The 17,122-nt window shown below is 77.2% G+C and carries 15 protein-coding genes; 6 read left to right on the forward strand and 9 right to left on the reverse strand.

Features of this window, described 5'->3' with window-relative positions; translation table 11 throughout:
• Positions 1-103 precede the first annotated feature (103 nt).
• The 3 genes from FB380_RS18240 to FB380_RS18250 all read right to left on the reverse strand — a co-directional run bounded on the left by FB380_RS18240 (position 104) and on the right by FB380_RS18250 (position 2,574).
• Positions 104-1,726 carry a GAF domain-containing sensor histidine kinase gene (locus FB380_RS18240; RefSeq protein ID WP_166756751.1) on the reverse strand — a complete coding sequence of 541 codons (1,623 nt, stop codon included), beginning with the start codon at positions 1,724-1,726 and terminating at the stop codon, positions 104-106.
• Between the two features lie 123 nt (positions 1,727-1,849).
• Positions 1,850-2,275, reverse strand: coding sequence for a DUF302 domain-containing protein (locus FB380_RS18245; RefSeq protein WP_208383682.1), 426 nt, complete (start codon positions 2,273-2,275; stop codon positions 1,850-1,852).
• Positions 2,272-2,574 carry a hypothetical protein gene (locus FB380_RS18250; protein ID WP_208383683.1) on the reverse strand — a complete coding sequence of 101 codons (303 nt, stop codon included), beginning with the start codon at positions 2,572-2,574 and terminating at the stop codon, positions 2,272-2,274. The genes FB380_RS18245 and FB380_RS18250 overlap by 4 nt, the downstream gene beginning before the upstream one ends.
• Before the next feature lie 203 nt (positions 2,575-2,777).
• Between FB380_RS18250 and FB380_RS18255 the strand changes: the two genes are divergently transcribed.
• Complete coding sequence (locus FB380_RS18255; protein ID WP_208383684.1) at positions 2,778-5,339, forward strand: cation-translocating P-type ATPase; 2,562 nt, start codon at positions 2,778-2,780, stop codon at positions 5,337-5,339.
• Between the two features lie 43 nt (positions 5,340-5,382).
• On the opposite strand, the gene FB380_RS18260 is transcribed toward FB380_RS18255, so the two are convergent.
• The 3 genes from FB380_RS18260 to FB380_RS25605 all read right to left on the reverse strand — a co-directional run bounded on the left by FB380_RS18260 (position 5,383) and on the right by FB380_RS25605 (position 9,225).
• Positions 5,383-6,381: a zinc-dependent alcohol dehydrogenase family protein gene (locus tag FB380_RS18260; protein WP_166756752.1), complete on the reverse strand. Its 999-nt coding sequence runs from the start codon at positions 6,379-6,381 to the stop codon at positions 5,383-5,385.
• A gap of 72 nt (positions 6,382-6,453) precedes the next feature.
• Positions 6,454-7,449 (reverse strand): universal stress protein, encoded by a 996-nt coding sequence (locus FB380_RS18265; RefSeq protein ID WP_166756753.1) that lies wholly within the window; start codon positions 7,447-7,449, stop codon positions 6,454-6,456.
• Positions 7,450-7,572: 123 nt separating this feature from the next.
• Positions 7,573-9,225, reverse strand: a complete 1,653-nt coding sequence (locus FB380_RS25605) for a DUF4389 domain-containing protein (RefSeq protein WP_188959648.1) — start codon at positions 9,223-9,225, stop codon at positions 7,573-7,575.
• A 254-nt stretch (positions 9,226-9,479) separates the two neighbouring features.
• Here FB380_RS25605 and FB380_RS24170 point away from each other — a divergent pair, with 254 nt between their 5' ends.
• Positions 9,480-10,118: an Rv1733c family protein gene (locus FB380_RS24170; protein ID WP_188959647.1), complete on the forward strand. Its 639-nt coding sequence runs from the start codon at positions 9,480-9,482 to the stop codon at positions 10,116-10,118.
• Positions 10,119-10,238: 120 nt separating this feature from the next.
• Here the strand turns inward: FB380_RS24170 and FB380_RS18275 are convergent, their stop codons facing one another.
• Positions 10,239-10,559: a hypothetical protein gene (locus FB380_RS18275; protein WP_166756754.1), complete on the reverse strand. Its 321-nt coding sequence runs from the start codon at positions 10,557-10,559 to the stop codon at positions 10,239-10,241.
• Positions 10,560-10,743: 184 nt separating this feature from the next.
• On the opposite strand from FB380_RS18275, the gene FB380_RS18280 reads away from it, so the two are divergent.
• On the forward strand, positions 10,744-11,208 hold the full coding sequence (locus tag FB380_RS18280; protein ID WP_166756755.1) for a pyridoxamine 5'-phosphate oxidase family protein: 465 nt from the start codon (positions 10,744-10,746) through the stop codon (positions 11,206-11,208).
• A gap of 43 nt (positions 11,209-11,251) precedes the next feature.
• On the opposite strand, the gene FB380_RS18285 is transcribed toward FB380_RS18280, so the two are convergent.
• Both FB380_RS18285 and FB380_RS18290 read right to left on the reverse strand, forming a co-directional pair.
• The gene (locus FB380_RS18285; RefSeq protein ID WP_166756756.1) at positions 11,252-12,487 is read right to left on the reverse strand and encodes an AI-2E family transporter; all 1,236 of its coding nucleotides are present in this window, start codon (positions 12,485-12,487) and stop codon (positions 11,252-11,254) included.
• Between the two features lie 43 nt (positions 12,488-12,530).
• Positions 12,531-14,249, reverse strand: a complete 1,719-nt coding sequence (locus FB380_RS18290; protein WP_166756757.1) for an RIO1 family regulatory kinase/ATPase domain-containing protein — start codon at positions 14,247-14,249, stop codon at positions 12,531-12,533.
• A gap of 561 nt (positions 14,250-14,810) precedes the next feature.
• Here FB380_RS18290 and FB380_RS18295 point away from each other — a divergent pair.
• From FB380_RS18295 to FB380_RS24895, 3 genes are all read left to right on the forward strand, one after another.
• A complete protein-coding gene (locus tag FB380_RS18295) occupies positions 14,811-15,479 on the forward strand; it encodes a phosphatase PAP2 family protein (protein WP_208383685.1) in 669 nt (222 codons plus the stop codon).
• A 93-nt stretch (positions 15,480-15,572) separates the two neighbouring features.
• Positions 15,573-16,559 (forward strand): hypothetical protein, encoded by a 987-nt coding sequence (locus FB380_RS24890; RefSeq protein WP_166756759.1) that lies wholly within the window; start codon positions 15,573-15,575, stop codon positions 16,557-16,559.
• The gene (locus tag FB380_RS24895; protein WP_229682216.1) at positions 16,556-17,050 is read left to right on the forward strand and encodes a universal stress protein; all 495 of its coding nucleotides are present in this window, start codon (positions 16,556-16,558) and stop codon (positions 17,048-17,050) included. The genes FB380_RS24890 and FB380_RS24895 overlap by 4 nt, the downstream gene beginning before the upstream one ends.
• Positions 17,051-17,122 lie beyond the last annotated feature (72 nt).

Below are 17,122 nucleotides of genomic sequence, written 5' to 3' on the forward strand. Positions count from 1 at the left end.
GGTGCCTTGCGGCCCACCCGGCCCGGGGCTTCCGACCCGGACCGCGACACCGGAGCCCGCCGCCCCCGTCGTCCGGGCGCGGTGACCGGCCGCCGGCGGCCGGTCACCGCCGGGGCACCCACCAGTACTGCGACGCCCCGACCGGCGACGTGGGGCTCACGGTGCAGCTGCCCCCGTGCCGTTCCGCCCGGTGGCGGAGCTCCTCGCCCACCGGCCAGAACTCGTCGGGACCCTGGGGGTCGTCGTCCCGGACGTGGACGAGCAACCCGTCGGAGTCCTCCACGACGTCGACCGCAGCGGTCGTCGCCCTCCCCCGCCGGGCGACGTCCAGCAGTGCCGCGCGGACGACGGCTGCGACGTCCTCGGCCAGCTCCTCGACGAGCAGCCCGGTGCGGGTCCCGGAGAAGCGCACGTCCGGCTCGAAACCGAGGACGGCGCCTGCCTCCACGACGGCGTCGAGCACCCGCTCACGCGGATCGGCCGGCGCCCGGGCGGTGGCCAGCGGGAAGACCGTGCGGCGGATGTGCTCGATCGTCCGGTCGACCTCCTCGACGGTCGCCAGCACCCGTCCGGCGGTGCGCCTGTCCGTCAGCCCGGCCAGCACCCCCTGCAGCCCCAGCCCGACGCTGAACAGGCGCTGGACGACGACGTGGTGCAGGTCCGCGGCGATCCGCTCGCGCTCGTCCAGCACGACCGCCCGCTGCTGTTCGGCTCGCGCCTCGGCGAGCTCGATGGCGAGCGCGGCCTGGTTGGCGAAGCCTGCGGCCATCTCCACGTCGGTGTCGGTGAACGTCGGCCGGCCCGGCAGCCGGGCCGCGCACAGCACGCCGAGCACCGCCCCGGAGCCCCGCAGCGGGACCGCCAGCAGGGCGCCGACCTCGGGTTCGCTCCACGGCATCGCGCCGTCCTCGTCGTCGAGGACCCCGTCGGCGACCGAGATCGGCTCGGCTGCGTCCAGCACCCTGCCCAGCAGGGTCCCCTCCCGGGGCACCGAACGCCCCACGGGCGCGACGCCCTCGGCAGCCACGAGCACCTCGACGCAGAGCTGCCGGGGGCCGCGGCCGGCCTGGTGCGGCCGGAGCACCGCCACCACGTCGGCCCCCGCCACGTCCCGGCTGCTCCGGGCGACGAGCTCCAGCGCACCGGTGCCGGCCAGCTCCCCGGCCAGCAGTTCGCGGGTGATCGCGCCGGAGGCCTTCAGCCACTCACCGCGACGGCGGGCCGACTCGTACAGCCGGGCGTTGGCGACCGCCAGCCCGGCGGTCACGGCCAGGGCCTGCGCCAGCTCCAGGTCCTCCGCGGTGAACCCGCCCCGGGTGCTGTCCACCAGGTGGAGCTCCCCGACGAGCTCGTCCCGGACCTGGACGGGCACGTGCAGCTCGCTGCCCCGGGCGGTCGTCCCCGCGGCCGGCGGCCCGGGCCGGTCCGGCCCCCGCGCGGACGGCGGGGCCGGCTCCACCGAGGCGGTGCGGGCACCGATCAGGTCGCGGGCGACGTCGGCGGTGCGTTCCAGCACCCCGGCGGAGGAGAGCTCACTGGACACCGCCTGGTTGGCGCGCAACAGGTCGCGCAGCCTGCCCTGGGTCCCCAGGACCTCCTGCGCCCGCTCCACCAGCTGGCCCAGGAGCTGGTCCAGCTCGAGGCGGGGCTGATCGGGGAAGGAGAGCTCCGCTCCGGCCGCGCCGCTGCGCTGGAGCGGCGGCCCGGCGTCCTCGCGTCCTGCCATCGCGACCTCGTGGACTGGACGTACCGCTGCTCCGGTGCAGCGGCGTCTGCCCGACGGTAGGGGAACGACTCCGTCCGGGCCAGGATGGATCGCGTGCCATCGACCAGGTGGCCGGGCCGGCGGTCAGGTGCGCGCCACCTCGTCCAGCGCAGCCCGGAGACGGTCGCGGGCCTCTGCGGCCATCGGCTGCAGGGCTGCCTGGCCGGTGACCCCGACCATCACGGCCGGCTCCAGCGTCGACACCAGCGTCCCACCCCCCGGCAGCGCCCGGACGACGACGTTGCAGGGCAGCAGCAGACCGAGGTCCGGCTCGATCTGCAGCCCGCGGTGCGCCAGCGCCGGGTTGCAGGCGCCCAGGATCAGCTGCGCGGGCACGGCCACCCCGAGCTTGGCCTGCAGCGTGGCGGCCACGTCGATCTCGGTCAGCACCCCGAACCCCTGGCCGGCGAGGGCCGCGCGCGTGCGCTGCACCGCGTCCTCGAACGGCAGATCCACCCGGACGCCCATCCCGAAGCCGGTCGTGCGCAGCGCGCCGGCGCCCTCCGTCACCACCGGACGTCTGCCGGGCCCGGCTGGGCCGCCGACGGCCGGACCAGCTCGCCGATCTCCAGGCGGTCCACCCGGAGGTCCCGGATGTCGGCACGCCGCATCGTCAGCCGGCCCACGCGCAGCAGCCCCACCGTGCACGCCCCGACCGTCAGCGCGCCGAGTGCGAACGAGCCGACCGCCAGCGCACCCACCGCTGCCGCGCCCGTGGCCACCCGCCGGGCCGCCACCCCCTGCACCGTCACCGACCCGGGGCACGGCACCGGCCGCCGCCCCCTCCGCCGGCCCTCGTGATCGCCCATCGGTCCTCCTCCGTCGCAGTCCGGGCCAGGGAAGCGCGCCCGGCTCGACTGTGCTGCCGATCGGACCGCTCGCACACGGTCCTTGGTCCCTGTCCGCGTGGCCGGCCGGCACGCAGGGTCGGGTGACCGGCCGCTGCGCGCCGGCCGAGCGCCTGGGAGGAACGTTGGCCGACGGGATCGAGCTGGCCGGAAGGCGTTCGGACGTGGCAGCGAGCGGCCTCACCAGCGCCGAGGCGGCCGCGCGTCGGGTGCCCGGCGGCAACCGGCTCCCCGAGCAGGGCGCACCGTCCCCGGTCCGCCTGCTCGCCAGGCAGTTCGTGCACTTCTTCGCGTTGCTGCTCTGGGGCGCCGCGGTGCTCGCGGTGGTCGGGGGGATGCCGCAGCTGGGGGCGGCGATCGTGGTCGTCGTCCTGCTCAACGGTGCGTTCGCCTTCGTCCAGGAGCACCGGGCCGACCGGGCGGCCGAGGTGCTGCGGGACCTCGTCCCGCACCGGGTCACGGTGGTCCGGGACGGCCTGCGGCAGGAGGTGGACGCCGTCGACCTGGTGGTCGGTGACCGGGTGCTGCTCGGGGCCGGCGACCGGCTGGCCGCCGACCTGGTCCTGCACGAGGTGCACGGTCTGCGGCTGGACGAGGCGATGCTCACCGGCGAGAGCGAGCCGGTCGACAAGGCCGCCGGGGACGGCGGGTCCGCGGGCTGCTTCGTCGTGGAGGGCGAGGGCTCGGCCACCGTGACCGCCATCGGCGGCGACACCCGGCTGGCCGGCATCGCCACGATGACGCGGAGCGTCGAACGGGCGAAGACCCCGCTGAGCCGGGAGCTGGACCGGGTGGTCCGGACGATCACCGCGCTCGCCGTCGGCGTGGGGCTGGCCTGCTTCGGCGCCGGGGTCCTGCTGGGCCTCCCGGCCGCCGACGGCTTCCTGTTCGCGGTGGGGGTCACCGTCGCACTGGTGCCGGAGGGCCTCCTGCCCACGGTCACCCTGTCCCTGGCCCGCGGCGCCCAGCTGCTCGCCCGCGAACACGCACTGGTGCGCCGGCTGGAATCGGTGGAGACGCTGGGGTCGACCACCTTCGTATGCACCGACAAGACCGGGACCCTCACCCAGAACCGGATGGCCGTCGTCGTGGTCTGGACGCCCGCCGGGCGCGTCGAGGTGACCGGCGTCGGGTACGAGCCCACCGGCCAGGTGACCGGCCCCGCCCCGGCGGTCGAGGGGGCGCGGCGGCTCGCGCGGGCCGCGGTGCGCTGCTCCACCGGGGGGATCCGGGAGACCGCGGGGGGCTGGGCCGCGTTCGGGGACCCGATGGAGGCCGCGCTGGACGCCCTCGCCCGTCGGGTCGGCGCCCCCGCTCCGGACGGCGAGCCGGCCGCCCGCCGGTTCCCCTTCGACCCGCGGCGACGGCGGATGTCGGTCCTCGTCGGCCGGGAGCTCTCCGTCAAGGGCGCCCCGGACGCGGTGCTGCCGCGCTGCACCGGCGTCGCCGGCGCCGGCGAGGAGGCGTCCCGGCTGGCTGCGGACGGGCTGCGGGTGCTCGCCGTCGCCGTCCGGACGGTGGACCTGCCGGCCGCCGCCGGCGCCGACGAGGCGGAGCAGGAGCTGCAGCTGCTCGGCCTGGTGGGGCTGGAGGACCCGCCGCGCGTGGGGGTCGACGCCGCCCTCGCCGACTGCCGGCGCGCCGGCATCTCGGTCGCCATGGTCACCGGTGACTCCGGGGCGACCGCGAGCGCCATCGCCCGGCAGGTCGGGTTGTGGCAGGACGGTTCCAGCCGGGTCGTCCAGGGGACGGAGCTGCCGGTCGACGCCGCCGCCCTCGGTGCCCTGCTGGACCACGACGGGCTGGTGGTGTGCCGGGTCGCGCCCGAGGACAAGCTGCGCATCGCCCAGGCGCTCCAGGCCCGCGGGCACGTGGTCGCGATGACCGGCGACGGCGTGAACGACGGGCCGGCGCTGCGGGCCGCCGACATCGGCGTGGCCATGGGGCGCAGCGGGACCGACGTCGCCCGCCAGGCGGCGGACCTGGTCCTGCTGGACGACCACTTCGCCACCATCGTCGCCGCGGTGCGCCAGGGGCGGACGACGTTCGCCAACATCCGCCGCTTCCTGACCTACCACCTGACCGACAACGTGGCCGAGCTCGCCCCGTTCCTGGTCTTCAGCGTCACCGGGGGCGCCGTCCCGCTGGCGATCGGGGTGCTGCAGGTGCTCAGCCTGGACATCGCCACCGACCTGCTGCCGGCCCTGGCCCTCGGTGCCGAGCCGCCCACCGCACGGGTGCTGGACGGCCCGCCGCCCCGGCGTCGGCTCGTCGACCGGCACCTGCTCGCCCGGGCGCTGGGGGTCCTCGGCCCGGTGGAGGCGACCGTGGCGATGACCGCCTTCCTCACCGTGCTGGTGTCCGCGGGGTGGCGCTACGGCGGGACGGCGTCCGGCGCGACGCTCGCGACCGCCTCCGGTGCGGCGTTCACCGCGATCGTGCTCGGTCAGTTCGCCAACGCCTTCGCCTGCCGCAGCAGCACCCGGCCGGCCTGGCGGCTGGGCTGGCGCAGCAACCCGCTGCTGACCGGTGCGGTGGCGGTCGAGCTCGTCGTCCTCGTCGGCATGCTCGCGGTCCGGCCGGTGGCCGAGCTGCTGGGCCACCGGCCGCCGTCCCTGCTCGGCCTGGTGGTGGCCGGTTGCGCCATGCCCGCCGTGATCGGGGCCGACACACTGGCCAAGGCCGTGCGGGCACGACGGACCGCCGCCGGCGACCGGCGGCGGTGACCCGGGCTGCGCACCCGCCGTCCCCGGCGCCCGACCGGCGCGCTCAGGCGTGCAGGACGGCAGCGCCGCTGAACCGGCCGTCGGCCAGGTCCGCCAGCGCGACCTGCGCCTGCGCCATCGGGTAGCCGACGGTCGTGGCCCGCACGCCGAGCCGCCCGGCCAGTCCCAGGAACTCCTCGGCGTCCTGCCGGGTGTTCGCGGTGACGCTCCGCAGCCGTCGCTCCTGGAAGAGCTCGGTCGCGTGGTCCAGCGCCGGGATCGCCGACAGCCAGATCCCGGCCACCGCGAGGGTGCCGCCGCGGTCGAGCGCGCGGAGCGCGACCGGGACCAGGCCCCCGGCGGGTGCGAACAGCACGGCACCGTCCAGCGGCTCCGGGGGCGGGTCGGCAGGCCCACCGACCGAGTCGACCCCCAGCCGCTGTGCCAGGTCCTGGTTGCGGGCGCCACGGGTGAGCACGTGCACCCGCATCCCCTGGGCCAGCGCCACCTGGGCGGTGAGGTGCCCACTGCCGCCGAAGCCGTAGATGCCCAGCCGGCCACCCGGGGGCACGTCGGCGGCCCGCAGCGCCCGGTACCCGATGATGCCCGCGCAGAGCAGGGGCGCGGCCTGCTCGTCGGTCAGCCCCTCGGGCAGCCGGTGGGCGAACCGCTCGTCGGCGAGGCAGGCGTCGGCGAAGCCGCCGTCGAGGTCCCAGCCGGTGAACCCCGGGTCCAGGCACAGGTTCTCCGCGCCCCGGCGGCAGAACCGGCAGACCCCGTCCGTCCGCCCCAGCCAGGGCACACCGATCCGGTCACCGACGGCGAAGCGCTCGGCGCCGGGGCCCCGTGCCTCGACGAGACCCACCACCTCGTGCCCCGGCGTGACCTGCGGCCGGCGCGGTGGCAGGTCGCCCTCGGCCAGGTGCAGGTCGGTGCGGCAGACACCGCAGCACCGCACCCGCACCCTGACCTGGCCGGGACCGGGCTCGGGCGGATCCCGCTCGACCCGGCGCAGCGGCCCGGACTCCATCGGCCCGGGACGGTCCACGACCCATGCCTGCACGCCCACTCCTCTCCGCCCGACGGACGGGTCGGGTCGCACCGGGGCCCGGTGGCCGGGCGCCCCGTCGGACGGTCAGTGCGCGACGCCGGCCAGGCTGGACGGGGCGGGTGACTCCCCCGTCTCCGCCGGTGGGTGCACGACCATGACCGGGCAGCGGGCGTGCACCACGCAGTGCAGCGCCGCGGAGCCGAGCAGCATGCCGGGCAGCCCGCTCCGGCTGCGGCTCCCCACCACCAGCAGCTCGGCGCCCGACGCCCGCTGCACGAGGACCTCCCCCGCCGGTCCCTCGACCGTCACCACGCGCACGGTGACCGTCGGCCGGCCCCCCGCCACCTCGGCGACCTCCTCCTCGGCCCGGCGCCGCGCGGCCTCCCGCACCTCCGCCACCGGCTTGGCCAGCACCAGCTGGGCGTCACCCCAGTAGGTCGGCTGCTGGAACGCCGCCACGGCCTCGAGCTCGGCACCGGTGAGCGCGGCAGCCGAGACCGCCTGCGCCAGTGCGGCGCGGGACGCCTCCGACCCGTCGACCCCGACCACCACCCGCGGTCGGCTCGCCGCCACCTCCGACGGGTGCACCACGACCACCGGGCACCGGGCGTGGGTCGAGCAGTGCAGCGCGACCGAACCGAGCAGGGTGCTGCGCACGCCTCCCCGTCCCCGGCTGCCGACCACCAGCTGGGCGGCCCCGGCGGAGGTCTCGACCAGGTGCTCGGCGGCAGCGCCGGGGACGACGACGACCGCGGCGGCGACCGAGGAGGCACCCGGCACCGACGCCACGGCCGGCTCCCGCCGGACCTCGTCGACCAGCTCCCGCGTCCGCGCCTCGGTGTGCGACCGGAGCGCCTCGATCCGCCCCCGGTCCAGCAGGTAGGGGTCGGACCAGTAGAAGTCGACGGGGAACGCCGAGACCACGGCCAGGGCCGCGCCGGTGCGCGCGGCGGACACCAGTGCCCAGGCCAGTGCGGCCCGCGAGCCCGGCGACCCGTCGACGCCGACCACCACCCGGGGGCGCGGCGCAGCCGCCCCGGAGGGGACGGACGGGTCGGTCAGCTCGGTCCGGTCGTCCACGACGGCCTCCTCCTGGTCGGTGCCGGGAGTGCCCGGCGGGTCGGGCCCCAGGGTGTCCGGGGCACCGACCCGCCGAGGACGTCCACAGGTCCCCATCCGTGGTGACGTAGGTCCCCGGACGGCTCAGCGCGGTCCGCCGGCCGGGGTCAGGGTCGGATCGCCTCCGGGGGTGGGCCGGACGCCGACCGGGTCGGGACCCGACCCGACCGGCGGCGCCGGGGGCCCACCGGGTGCCGGGGGCCCCGGCCGCGCCTGCGCCCGGTGCACCGCCACCGCGATCAGCAGGACACCGCCGGCCAGCAGCACGGCCCCGGTCGCCAGCAGCCCGCCGGCCACCCAGGGCAGCGCCGGCACGGTCGCGGCCAGCGCCAGGTCGACCGACGTCCCCGCCGAGCCGTCGGCGGGCATGACGACCACCGTCCAGTCACCGTCCGCCGGTGCCCACTCCAGCACCTGGGTGCCCCCGCCCTGGGCCGATGCCGCCCAGATGTCCACCTCGCCCGGAGCGGTGGCCGGTGGTCCGCCGGGCAGGTCACGCAGCGCGCCCGGGTCCACCCGCCGGCCCGTGCCCGGCTCGTCGTCCCACCCCCAGCCCCAGCTGTCCCGTCCGGCACCGAGGTCCTGCAGCTGCGTGCGTCCGACCCCGCCGAGGTACTCGCCGACCGCAGCACTCGGGGCGATCCCCACGAACACCTGCTCGCCGTCGAGCGACGTCGCCTCCAGCCGGACGCGCCCCAGGACGTCGTCGAGCACCCAGTCGGCGCCCGAGGTGTCCAGCTGGAGGTCCTCGCTGACCAGGGCGTGCTGCCCGGTGGACGCCTCGACCCGCGGGCTGGTCAGCCAGCCGTCGTCCCGCTGGGTGCGGTCGGCCCAGAGCAGGGCGGCACCGGCGGTGAGCGGCCCGGTGGAGGCCAGGACGAGGACCGCGCCGAGGACGAGCGCCACCGCCCTCCCGCCGGTCCACCGATGCTGCGGGGGGGCGTCCCCCGTGCCGTACGCGACCGCTCCCGTGGTGCTCGGCACCGGGCCGGACGGCGCGGCGGACGCCCCGCCGCCCTGACCCGGCCCGGAGGGGGCAGGGGGCGGGCCGAGGACCTGCGACCCCGGGTCGGTGCCGCCCATGTCCAGCCGGAACGGCGGGTACTGGTCGGTCATCAGCGCCGCGTAGGCCGCCACCCGCAGGACCCATCGGTCCATCCCCATGACGAAGTCGTAGACCGGGCGCGGGTAGCGGCCGGTGAACAGCAGCACCACCCCGGCCACGACCACCAGCAGGCCGACCAGACCGCCGAACGCCCAGCCGTCGTCGTTGCCGCCGCCGCTGCTCCAGGAACCGAGCCACAGGCCGCCGCCGGCGAACACCGCGACGACCAGGTAGTGCGGCAGCGCCAGCAGCCACCACTTGACCAGCACCAGCCCACGGGACAGCCGCGCCGGGTGGGGCACGTGCAGCCGGGCCGGGTAGTCCGGGACGTCGGCGAGCGTGAACGGCGGGTACCGGTCGGTGCCCAGCGCCGCGTACCCGTAGTACTGCACCCGCCAGCTCCACCGCAGCACGCCGACGTTGAAGTCGAACAGCGCCCGCGGGTAGCGGCCGGTGACCAGGACGGCGAAGAAGGCCATCACCGAGACGACGAAGAAGGCGGCCCACAGGAAGACCAGGACGACGGCGTGCGGGACGAGCAGCAGCCACTTGACCAACCACAGCCAGCGGCTGACCGGTGCGTCGAGCGCGGCATCGACGCGCACGGGGTACGGCGGGCGCTCTTCGGTCACCGGGACCCTCCTCCGTCGCCCGCCTGTTCCGCGCGATCGCAGCGGCCGTCGGCGGGGTCGCGTCGAGCCTGCCGCCGGCCCCGGGCACCCGACACGGACCTTCGTCGGTGCCCGGCGGGGTCGCAGGTCGACCCGTGGGCGGCGCACGGAGGACGTTCTGCGTCGAGCCCGGGACCTCGGCCTCCACCCCCCGGCGCCGGTCCCGGCCAGGCTGCTGCCCGAGGGACCGCCACCGGGGACAGGGAGCCGGAGAGATGGCCGATCAACCGGAGCTGGCCGATCAGCCGGGCGCCGCCCGGCGGGCGTTGCGGCGTGCCGCGCTCGGGTCCGGGCCGCTGAAGCGACGGTCGGACCGCATCGAGCTGGCCTCCCGGTTGCTGACCGCCGTCGCCCTGGTGCTGGCCGTGCCGGTGGCCCTGGTCGTCGGCATCGCGGTCGGGGCCGACACCGCTGCCCTGGCCCGCGAACGAGCCGCGGCAGCGAGCCAGCAGGAGGCCGTGCTCCTCGCCGACGCAGCCGGGCCGGACGGGAGCGGCATGTTCACCGCTCCGGTCCGGGCGACCTGGCCGGCACCGGACGGCTCCGTCCGGGAGGGCCTGGTGCACGCCCCGAGCGATGCCCGGGCCGGTGACCGCGTCGAGATCTGGGTGGACCGGGACGGGCAGCGGACCCGGCCGCCGATGGACGTCGCCGACGTGGGCGCCGTCGCGGTGGTGTCCGGTCTGGTCACCCTGCTGGTCGTCGCGGCGACCGCCACCGGAGGGCACCTCCTGGTGTGCCGGGTGCTGTGGCTCCGCCGCGCCCGGGAGTGGGAGGAGCAGTGGTGCGCCGTCGAACCGCTGTGGTCCGGGCGGCGGCGACCACCGGCGCCACCGGGCTCGCCCGTCCGGTGAGGTCGCGCCGGTCGCGGCGGTGCCCGCCGCGACCGGCGGGACCTCACGCCCTGGCGTGGGTCACCGGGGCGTGGGCCACCGGGGCGTGGGTCACCGGGGCGTGGGTCACCGGGGCGTGGGTCACCGGGGCCGGTGGAACGGCCACCAGCGCCGCCGGGAGGGCGGTGCGGGGGCCTCTGCCTGGTGAGGAGCCCTCGGCGCCGGGCGCGCCGGCACCTCGGCCGGGGCGGTCGCCACGGGACGCTGCACGTCGCGGGCGCGTGACTCGGCGAGGTAGTGCTGCACCGCACCCGGCGCCCCCCGGTGGCCGCGGGCCGCGACGTCGTGCCGGGCCTCCCACTCCGCGACCAGCTTCTCCGCCGGCGTCATGGCCAGCGGGTCCGGCGGCGGACGGTGACCTGGGCGCTGCTCCCGGGGGTCGGCCGGCTCTGACGGGTCCATGGTGGTGCTCCTCCCTCACGTGCACGGGTACGTGCCTCCCACGGTCGCCGGGCAGGCCCGGCCGCAGGGAGAGCGGGAGGGCTCCGTGCCCGGGGACCAAAGCCCCGGGGACGGGCCGCGGGCCCCGCCCGACCATGGGAGGACGGCGTCGGCGGCACCCGCGGACCGGCGCGGGCGAGGAGGCATGGTGGACACCCCGTACGTGGACCACGAGGTCGAGGTCCTGGACGAGGCAGAGTGCCTGGCGCTGATGGGCACCGTCCTGGTGGGCCGGATCGCCTTCACCGAACGGGCGCTGCCCGCCGTCCAGCCGGTCGCCTTCGCCCTGGCCCACGGGGAGGTCTACATCCCCGTGCACCGCGGCAGCACGGTGGCCGCGGCCAGCCGGGGCGCGGTCGTGGCGTTCGCGGTCGACGAGATCGACGCCCTGGCCCTCACCGGCTGGAACGTGACGGTCGTCGGCGCCTCCCGGCTGATCAGCGACCCCGCGGCGGTGCGCCGCCTGGACGAGCTCGGGCTGCGGCCCTGGGCACCGGCCGACGCGCACTGCTACATCGGCATCCAGACCGGGCTGGTGCACGGACGGCGGGTCAGCCCCCGTACCGGGTCGGTGGACGGCGTCGTCCGCGAGGCGGGGCGGACGGCCTGAGGGACCGCGGGCCCGGCAGCGGTCGCCTGCGCTCCCGCGGACCTCAGTGCCGCGCCGGACGCTCCCGCTCGGACGTGCGCAGGGCCGTGCGCCGGCGGGTCCAGGCACGCCGGACGGCGGCTGCCGTCCCGGCGCGGGAGGGTCGGCCGCCGCCGCGGGCGGCTCCCGCGTCCGCGGGCTCCGGTGCCAGCTCGTACCGGTGCCCGTACGTCTCGATGACCGCCTGCACGGCAGCCACGACGGGGATCGCGACCAGGGCGCCCATCGGACCGAACAGCCCGGCGCCGGCGATGACCGCACCGAGCGCCACGGCGGGGTGGATGTCCACCGTCCGGGCCGTGACGTGCGGCCCGAACAGGTAGTTCTCCACCTGCTGGTACAGCGTGCCGAAGACGACGACCCACAGTGCGTCGACGGGCTGCCCGGACAGGGCGACCAGCGCCGGGACGGCGATGGCGAGGTAGGTCCCCACCGTCGGGATGAACTGGGAGACCACCCCGGTCCACAGCGCCAGGGGCAGCCAGAACGGCACCCCGAGGAGGAACAGGAAGCCGCCGGTGAAGAACGCGCTCAGCGCAGCGAGGACGAGCCGGGAGATCACGTAGCCGCCGGTCTTCTCGACCGCGATCTCCCAGACGGTGCTGATGACGTGCTGGTGCCGGGGCGGGAAGAGCCTGGTGACCGTGGTGCGCAGGGTCGGTCCCTGCGCCGACATGTAGAACGCGAACAGGACGAACGTCAGGAACTGGAACAGCACCCCCAGGAGCTGGGTGAGGACGTCGACGACCCCCGGCGTCAGGTCCTGGGCCAGCTGCTGCAGGCGCGCGGGGGTCAGCTGGAGGGACTCGATGACCTCGTCGGGCTGCAGGGAGGTGCCGAAGGTCGCGTTGGCCCAGAGGACGGCGTCCCGGACCACGTCCGGGGCGGCGGTGAGCAGCTGGGCGAGCTGGTCGACGAGCACCGCGCCGAAGACCCCGGCGAAGGCGACGACCAGGGCGGCGAGCCCGATGAGGACCACCCCGGTCGCGGCACCCCGACGCAGGCCGCGGCGGACGAGGCGCTCCACGACCGGTTCCACGCTGATCGCGAAGAGCCAGGCGAGGAAGACCAGGCCGAGCAGACCACGGATGCTGGCGAACGCCCAGGAGACCACCTGGTAGCCGGCGACGGCAGCGAGGGCGACGACGACGGCCCGCCTGACCCACGACGGCAGTTGCCGGGACCCGTCCCCCTGGTCCGCGGGCGCAGCGGGCAGGGGCGGGGGGACCGCCGCGCTCACGCCGCCCCTGCCCCGGTGAGGGCGGTGGCACCCGCGCCCGTCCTCACAGCAGACCGCCGGCCCGCAGGTTGACCACCACGAGCACGCTCACCACGGCCACCCCGCAGACGGCGGTGACCGCCAGCAGGACCCGGCGCAGGCTCCAGCGCTGCACGCTGATCCGCGGGTGGGGTGGCAGGAGGGCCCGGAACTCCCCGACCAGGTCGCGCCCGGTCCCCTGGACCATCCGCTGGAGCTGTCGTGGCACCGTCACCGAGCCGGTCGTGGCGAAGGCCTCGGCCAGCTCCTCGGCGGAGAAGAACGCCGCGGCCCGGCCGAGCACCCGCTCCGGGCCGGCGACGACGGCGAGGGTGAGAAGCATGTTGGCCAGGTCCACGGACTGCCGCCAGCGCGAGGGCCGCAGTTCCCCGAACGAGACGTCGACGAGGAACACCCGGTCGCCCTGGGCGAGCACGTTGGACGGCTTGACGTCCCGGTGGGCCGCACCTGCCGCCCACAGCCGCCGGACCTGGCGCAGGGCGTCGTCGATGACCGCGTCGCCGAGTCCGGACTCCAGGACCTCGACGGAGTCCGGCACCAGCTCGGACACCAGCAGGTACTCCTGACCGGGGACCACCTCGACGACCCCGACCGGCTCGGGCACCTGCACCCCGCCGTCGCGGAGCAGCCGGAGCATGTAGTCCTCGTGCTCGACGAGCCTGCGCACCGAGCTGAACGGCGCCTCGTCCTCGAGCCGGCCGTAGCGGAGCACCCGGGCGTACTTGTACCAGCGGTCCGAGCGCAGGTGCGTGGTGGCGTACAGCTTCCCGAACAGGTGCGTCGGCGGTCCGTGCGCCAGCCGCAGCCGGCACGGGGTCGACCCGGCCGAGCCGTCCAGCCGGAACGGCTCCAGCTCGGTCGCCTCGATGCCCAGCTGGTCCCGGACGGCCGAGAGCACCCGGTCCCGGCGCTGGGCATCGAGGTCCAGGTGCGCCTTGACCCGGCGGTCGTAGGTGACCGGGAACGCCCGCTCCGGCGCGAACACCGAGGCGACGAGAGCGGCCGCGCTGGAGCCGACCAGCGCGCTGACCACGGCGGCGGACGCGCTGTCCAGGCTCGACCCGACCCGCGCGAGGGCCAGTGCCCCGACCAGCACGGCCACCGCCGTCCACCCCCAGCGCCGGGCCGGGCCGGAGGGGGTGAGTGCGTACAGGCTGCCCGTGGCGACCGCGGCCAGGACGACGACCGGCCACGCCGGCAGCGCGACGTGGTCGGCCGAGCCGGTGAGCCCGGTCCGGAGTGTCCGGGCGACGAGGTGGTCGCCGACGGACACGAGGGCGAGGGTGGCGACGAGGGAGACGGTCGACAGGTAGACCAGCAGGTGCCGCCAGCGGCGGGCCCAGACCAGCACCAGCACCGTGGGCACCCAGACCACGCGGTACCCCAGCCCGGCACCGAGCGCGTCGAGGTCCTGCCAGAAGCCCGGTGGCCCGGCCCCCGACCGGGCGCCGGGGAAGAGCAGGTCGCGGACCGCCCGGTCGACGGCCTGCACCCACGAGGGCCGGCCGGTGAGGAACGCCAGCAGCACCAGTGCGGCGACCCCGAGGACGAGCACCCCGGCCCAGACCCAGACCGACCGGGGGACGCGGCAGCGGTACCAGCGGTCGGCACCGGAGGGTCGTCGCCCGTCGGCGCCCGGCGGCCAGCTCGGACGTCGAGCGTCCACGGCGGGGACCAGGGCCCGTGGGTGCGTGGTCTCCACCATGCCCTCCCGGTCCTGCATCGGAGGTCCCGGAGCTCCGGTGACCCGTCAGCGATCGTCGCGCGGCCCCGGCCCGCCGGGACGTGCCCCCAGCCCCTGCCGGAGGGGACCAAGGTCCCGCCGGGAGCGGCGTCGCGGCGCGCCGGTCCGCGCGAGGGGTGCCGGGGCGACGGGACCGCGGACACCCGCTCGCGGGCCGGAAGACCCTGCTGACCAGCGGTGCCCTCCGGTGGACTGGACCGGTGGACACGCACGGCCCGGCCCCGCGTCCGGGCCGTCCTCGCGCCCACCCGGCCGGGCACCGTCGTGCCGATCACGCCGCGCGCGCTGGGGTGGCCGGGCTCGGCCACGTCGCCGGGCCGACCGCGGTGGGGGTCGGCGCGACCGCGGCGACCGGCGCCGTCCTGCCGTTCCCGTTCCTGCCCATCCCCTCGGGCTCGTCGCCCGGCTGCCCTGCCGGCGCGGCACCGGACCGGGGACCACGGCGGGCGAGCCGGTGCGCACAGCGCGATGACGACAGCCCGATGACGACAGCCCGATGACGACGGCGCGATGACGACGGTGCGCCGGAGGTGGGCCGATGTGGGCACGGCGATCGCCGCCGCCGTCGCCACCGCCCTGTGCGCCTGGTCGGTGGCCTCCGGTGCGGTGCGGCCGGCCGAGGCGGCCGTGTTCCGGTTCGTCAACGGCTGGCCGGACTGGTGGCGTGGTCCGCTCTGGCTGTTCCAGCTGCTGGGTGTGCTCGGCATGCCGCTCCTGGTCGCCGCGGCCGCGGCCGCACACCGACGCTGGCGACTCGTGATGGCCCTGGCGGCCCTGGTGCCGCTCAAGCTGCTGGTCGAGCGGGACGTGCTCAAGGAGCTCGTCGCGCGGGAACGACCCGGGGCCACCGTCCCGGGCGCGGTGCTGCGGGACGTCCCGTCCGCCGGGCTGTCGTTCCCGTCCGGTCACGCGGTCATCGCCTTCGGCATCGTGGTGCTCCTGGCGCCCCACCTCCGCCGCCGCTGGGTGGCCACCGCGCTCGTCCTGGCCCTGCTCAACTCGGTGTCCCGGGTGTACCTCGGCGCCCACGCCCCGCTGGACGTGCTCGGCGGCGCGGCGGCCGGGATCGCGGTCGGGTCGGTGCTGAACCTGGTCGTCGGTGTGCCGGCCGCGGCCGACGGCGGTCCCCACCGCAGCCGGCGGTGGTCGGGACGCCCCCGTCACCCCGGCGTCCCGGCGCGGCCACCTCCACGGCGCGGCGGGCCCTAGGTCCCCGGTGGACGGGACCGCCGACCGCGGTGGGGGACGGCCGACCGGCTCCACGCTGGCGGTGCCCGGTCCACGTCCAGCCCCGGAGGCGCCATGGCCCGCCCGCCCGCCTCGATCCCCCGGTGGCTGGCTCCGGCGACGGCGGCACTGGCGGGTGCCACGGCATCGGTGGCGGCGCTGGGCCCCCTGGGCGCCGGCCTCGTCGACCACCGCGTGCCCCCGCTGCTGCACGACCGGCTGGTGGGGTCGGCTGCCGTGTCCCTGGCCGTGCTGGTCCCCCTCACGCTGGCCGCGGCCCTCCTCCTCCGGCGCCGCTCCCCCGCCGGGCCGCTGCTGGCCCTGTCCGTGGCCCTCGGTCACTGGTACCTCGCCGCCGAGCTGGTCCTGGTGCCCGAACGGACCGGTCGCCCCGGGGACGACGAGGTCTTCCTCCCGCTGTTCGTCGCGGTGCTGCTGCTGGCCACGGCGGTCGCGGTCGGCGCCTGGTCCGCCGCGTCCACGGCGACGACCCGCCTGGACCGCCCGACCGGGACGCTCGTCGGGGTGGGCCTGCTGATGGGGTCGGGGCTGTTCGTCCTCGGGCGTCACGTGCCGGCCTGGCTGGACGTCGTACGTGGCGCCCCGTCGGCCGAGTACCTCGCCGGTCCCGGCGCCTGGTGGGCGGTGGCGTTCCAGGAGCTCGCGTTGCTGCTCCCGGTGTCCGCCGCCGCCGGCATCGCCGTCCTGCGCCGCCTGCCGTGGTCGGGACACGCGGCCTTCGCCGCCTCCGGTCTGCTCGCCGTGGTCGGCGCGGCCGTGGGAGGGGCGGCCTGGTCGAGCACCCGCGGGTACGCCGGTCCGACGGTCGACGGCGCCACCTCGACGTCGGCCATCGGGCTGGTCACGGCGGTGCCCGCCGTCCTCTGCTGGGTGGCCGTCGCGCGCACCGGCCGCCAGAACTGGGCGTCCCCCGTCGACCACCCCGGCGCCGGACCCGCCCCGGACGTCGGGCCCCGGGCGTCGTCGCCCGCGGTGGCCGCGCCCGAGGCCAGGTCGGACCGGCACCCCGGCACCATCCCCCGACCCAGGAGCGCACCGTGACCGGTCCTGCCCGCGCGCAGCCGAAGATCGTCGTCGGCGTCGACGGCTCCCCGTCCTCCCGGCAGGCGCTCCGGTGGGCGGCCGGCCAGGCGCAGCTCACGGGCGCGCAGCTGCACGCCGTCACCAGTTGGCGCCCGCCGGGCACGCACGGGTGGGAGACCCCCCTGGACGCCGTCGACTGGGCGGCTGATGCCCGCCGGACCCTGGACACCGCCGTCGAGGAGGTGCTGTCCCGCGGCGGCCCGTCCCCCGGCGACGCCGACCGGGTGACCCGGCACGTGCTGCCGGGGCACCCGGCGGAGGTCCTCCTCGCCCAGGCTGCCGACGCCGACCTGCTGGTCGTCGGCAGCCGGGGGCACGGCGGCTTCACCGGGATGCTGCTGGGCTCGGTGGGCCTGCACGTCATCGCCCACGCCGCCTGCCCGGTGCTCGTCGTGCGCGGCGACCGGCCGCCCCCGTCGGGGCAGGTCCCGGGCACCGGCGCGGCATGACGGACCGCGACCCGGCGCCGGCGGCCGTCCGGGCTCGCCGGGGCCCGGCGGGTGCCAGGGACCTCCGCCCCT

The organism is Modestobacter marinus, from assembly GCF_011758655.1.
Lineage (GTDB): Bacteria > Actinomycetota > Actinomycetes > Mycobacteriales > Geodermatophilaceae > Modestobacter > Modestobacter marinus.

Excerpts from the sequence above, each read along its gene's own strand:
- FB380_RS18240 (WP_166756751.1), bottom strand. The coding sequence starts at position 1,726 with ATGGCAGGACGCGAGGACGCCGGGCCGCCGCTCCAGCGCAGCGGCGCG.
- FB380_RS18250 (WP_208383683.1), bottom strand. The coding sequence starts at position 2,574 with ATGGGCGATCACGAGGGCCGGCGGAGGGGGCGGCGGCCGGTGCCGTGC.
- FB380_RS24170 (WP_188959647.1), top strand. The coding sequence starts at position 9,480 with ATGGCCGATCAACCGGAGCTGGCCGATCAGCCGGGCGCCGCCCGGCGG.
- FB380_RS18275 (WP_166756754.1), bottom strand. The coding sequence starts at position 10,559 with ATGGACCCGTCAGAGCCGGCCGACCCCCGGGAGCAGCGCCCAGGTCAC.
- FB380_RS18280 (WP_166756755.1), top strand. The coding sequence starts at position 10,744 with ATGGTGGACACCCCGTACGTGGACCACGAGGTCGAGGTCCTGGACGAG.
- FB380_RS18290 (WP_166756757.1), bottom strand. The coding sequence starts at position 14,249 with ATGCAGGACCGGGAGGGCATGGTGGAGACCACGCACCCACGGGCCCTG.
- FB380_RS24890 (WP_166756759.1), top strand. The coding sequence starts at position 15,573 with ATGGCCCGCCCGCCCGCCTCGATCCCCCGGTGGCTGGCTCCGGCGACG.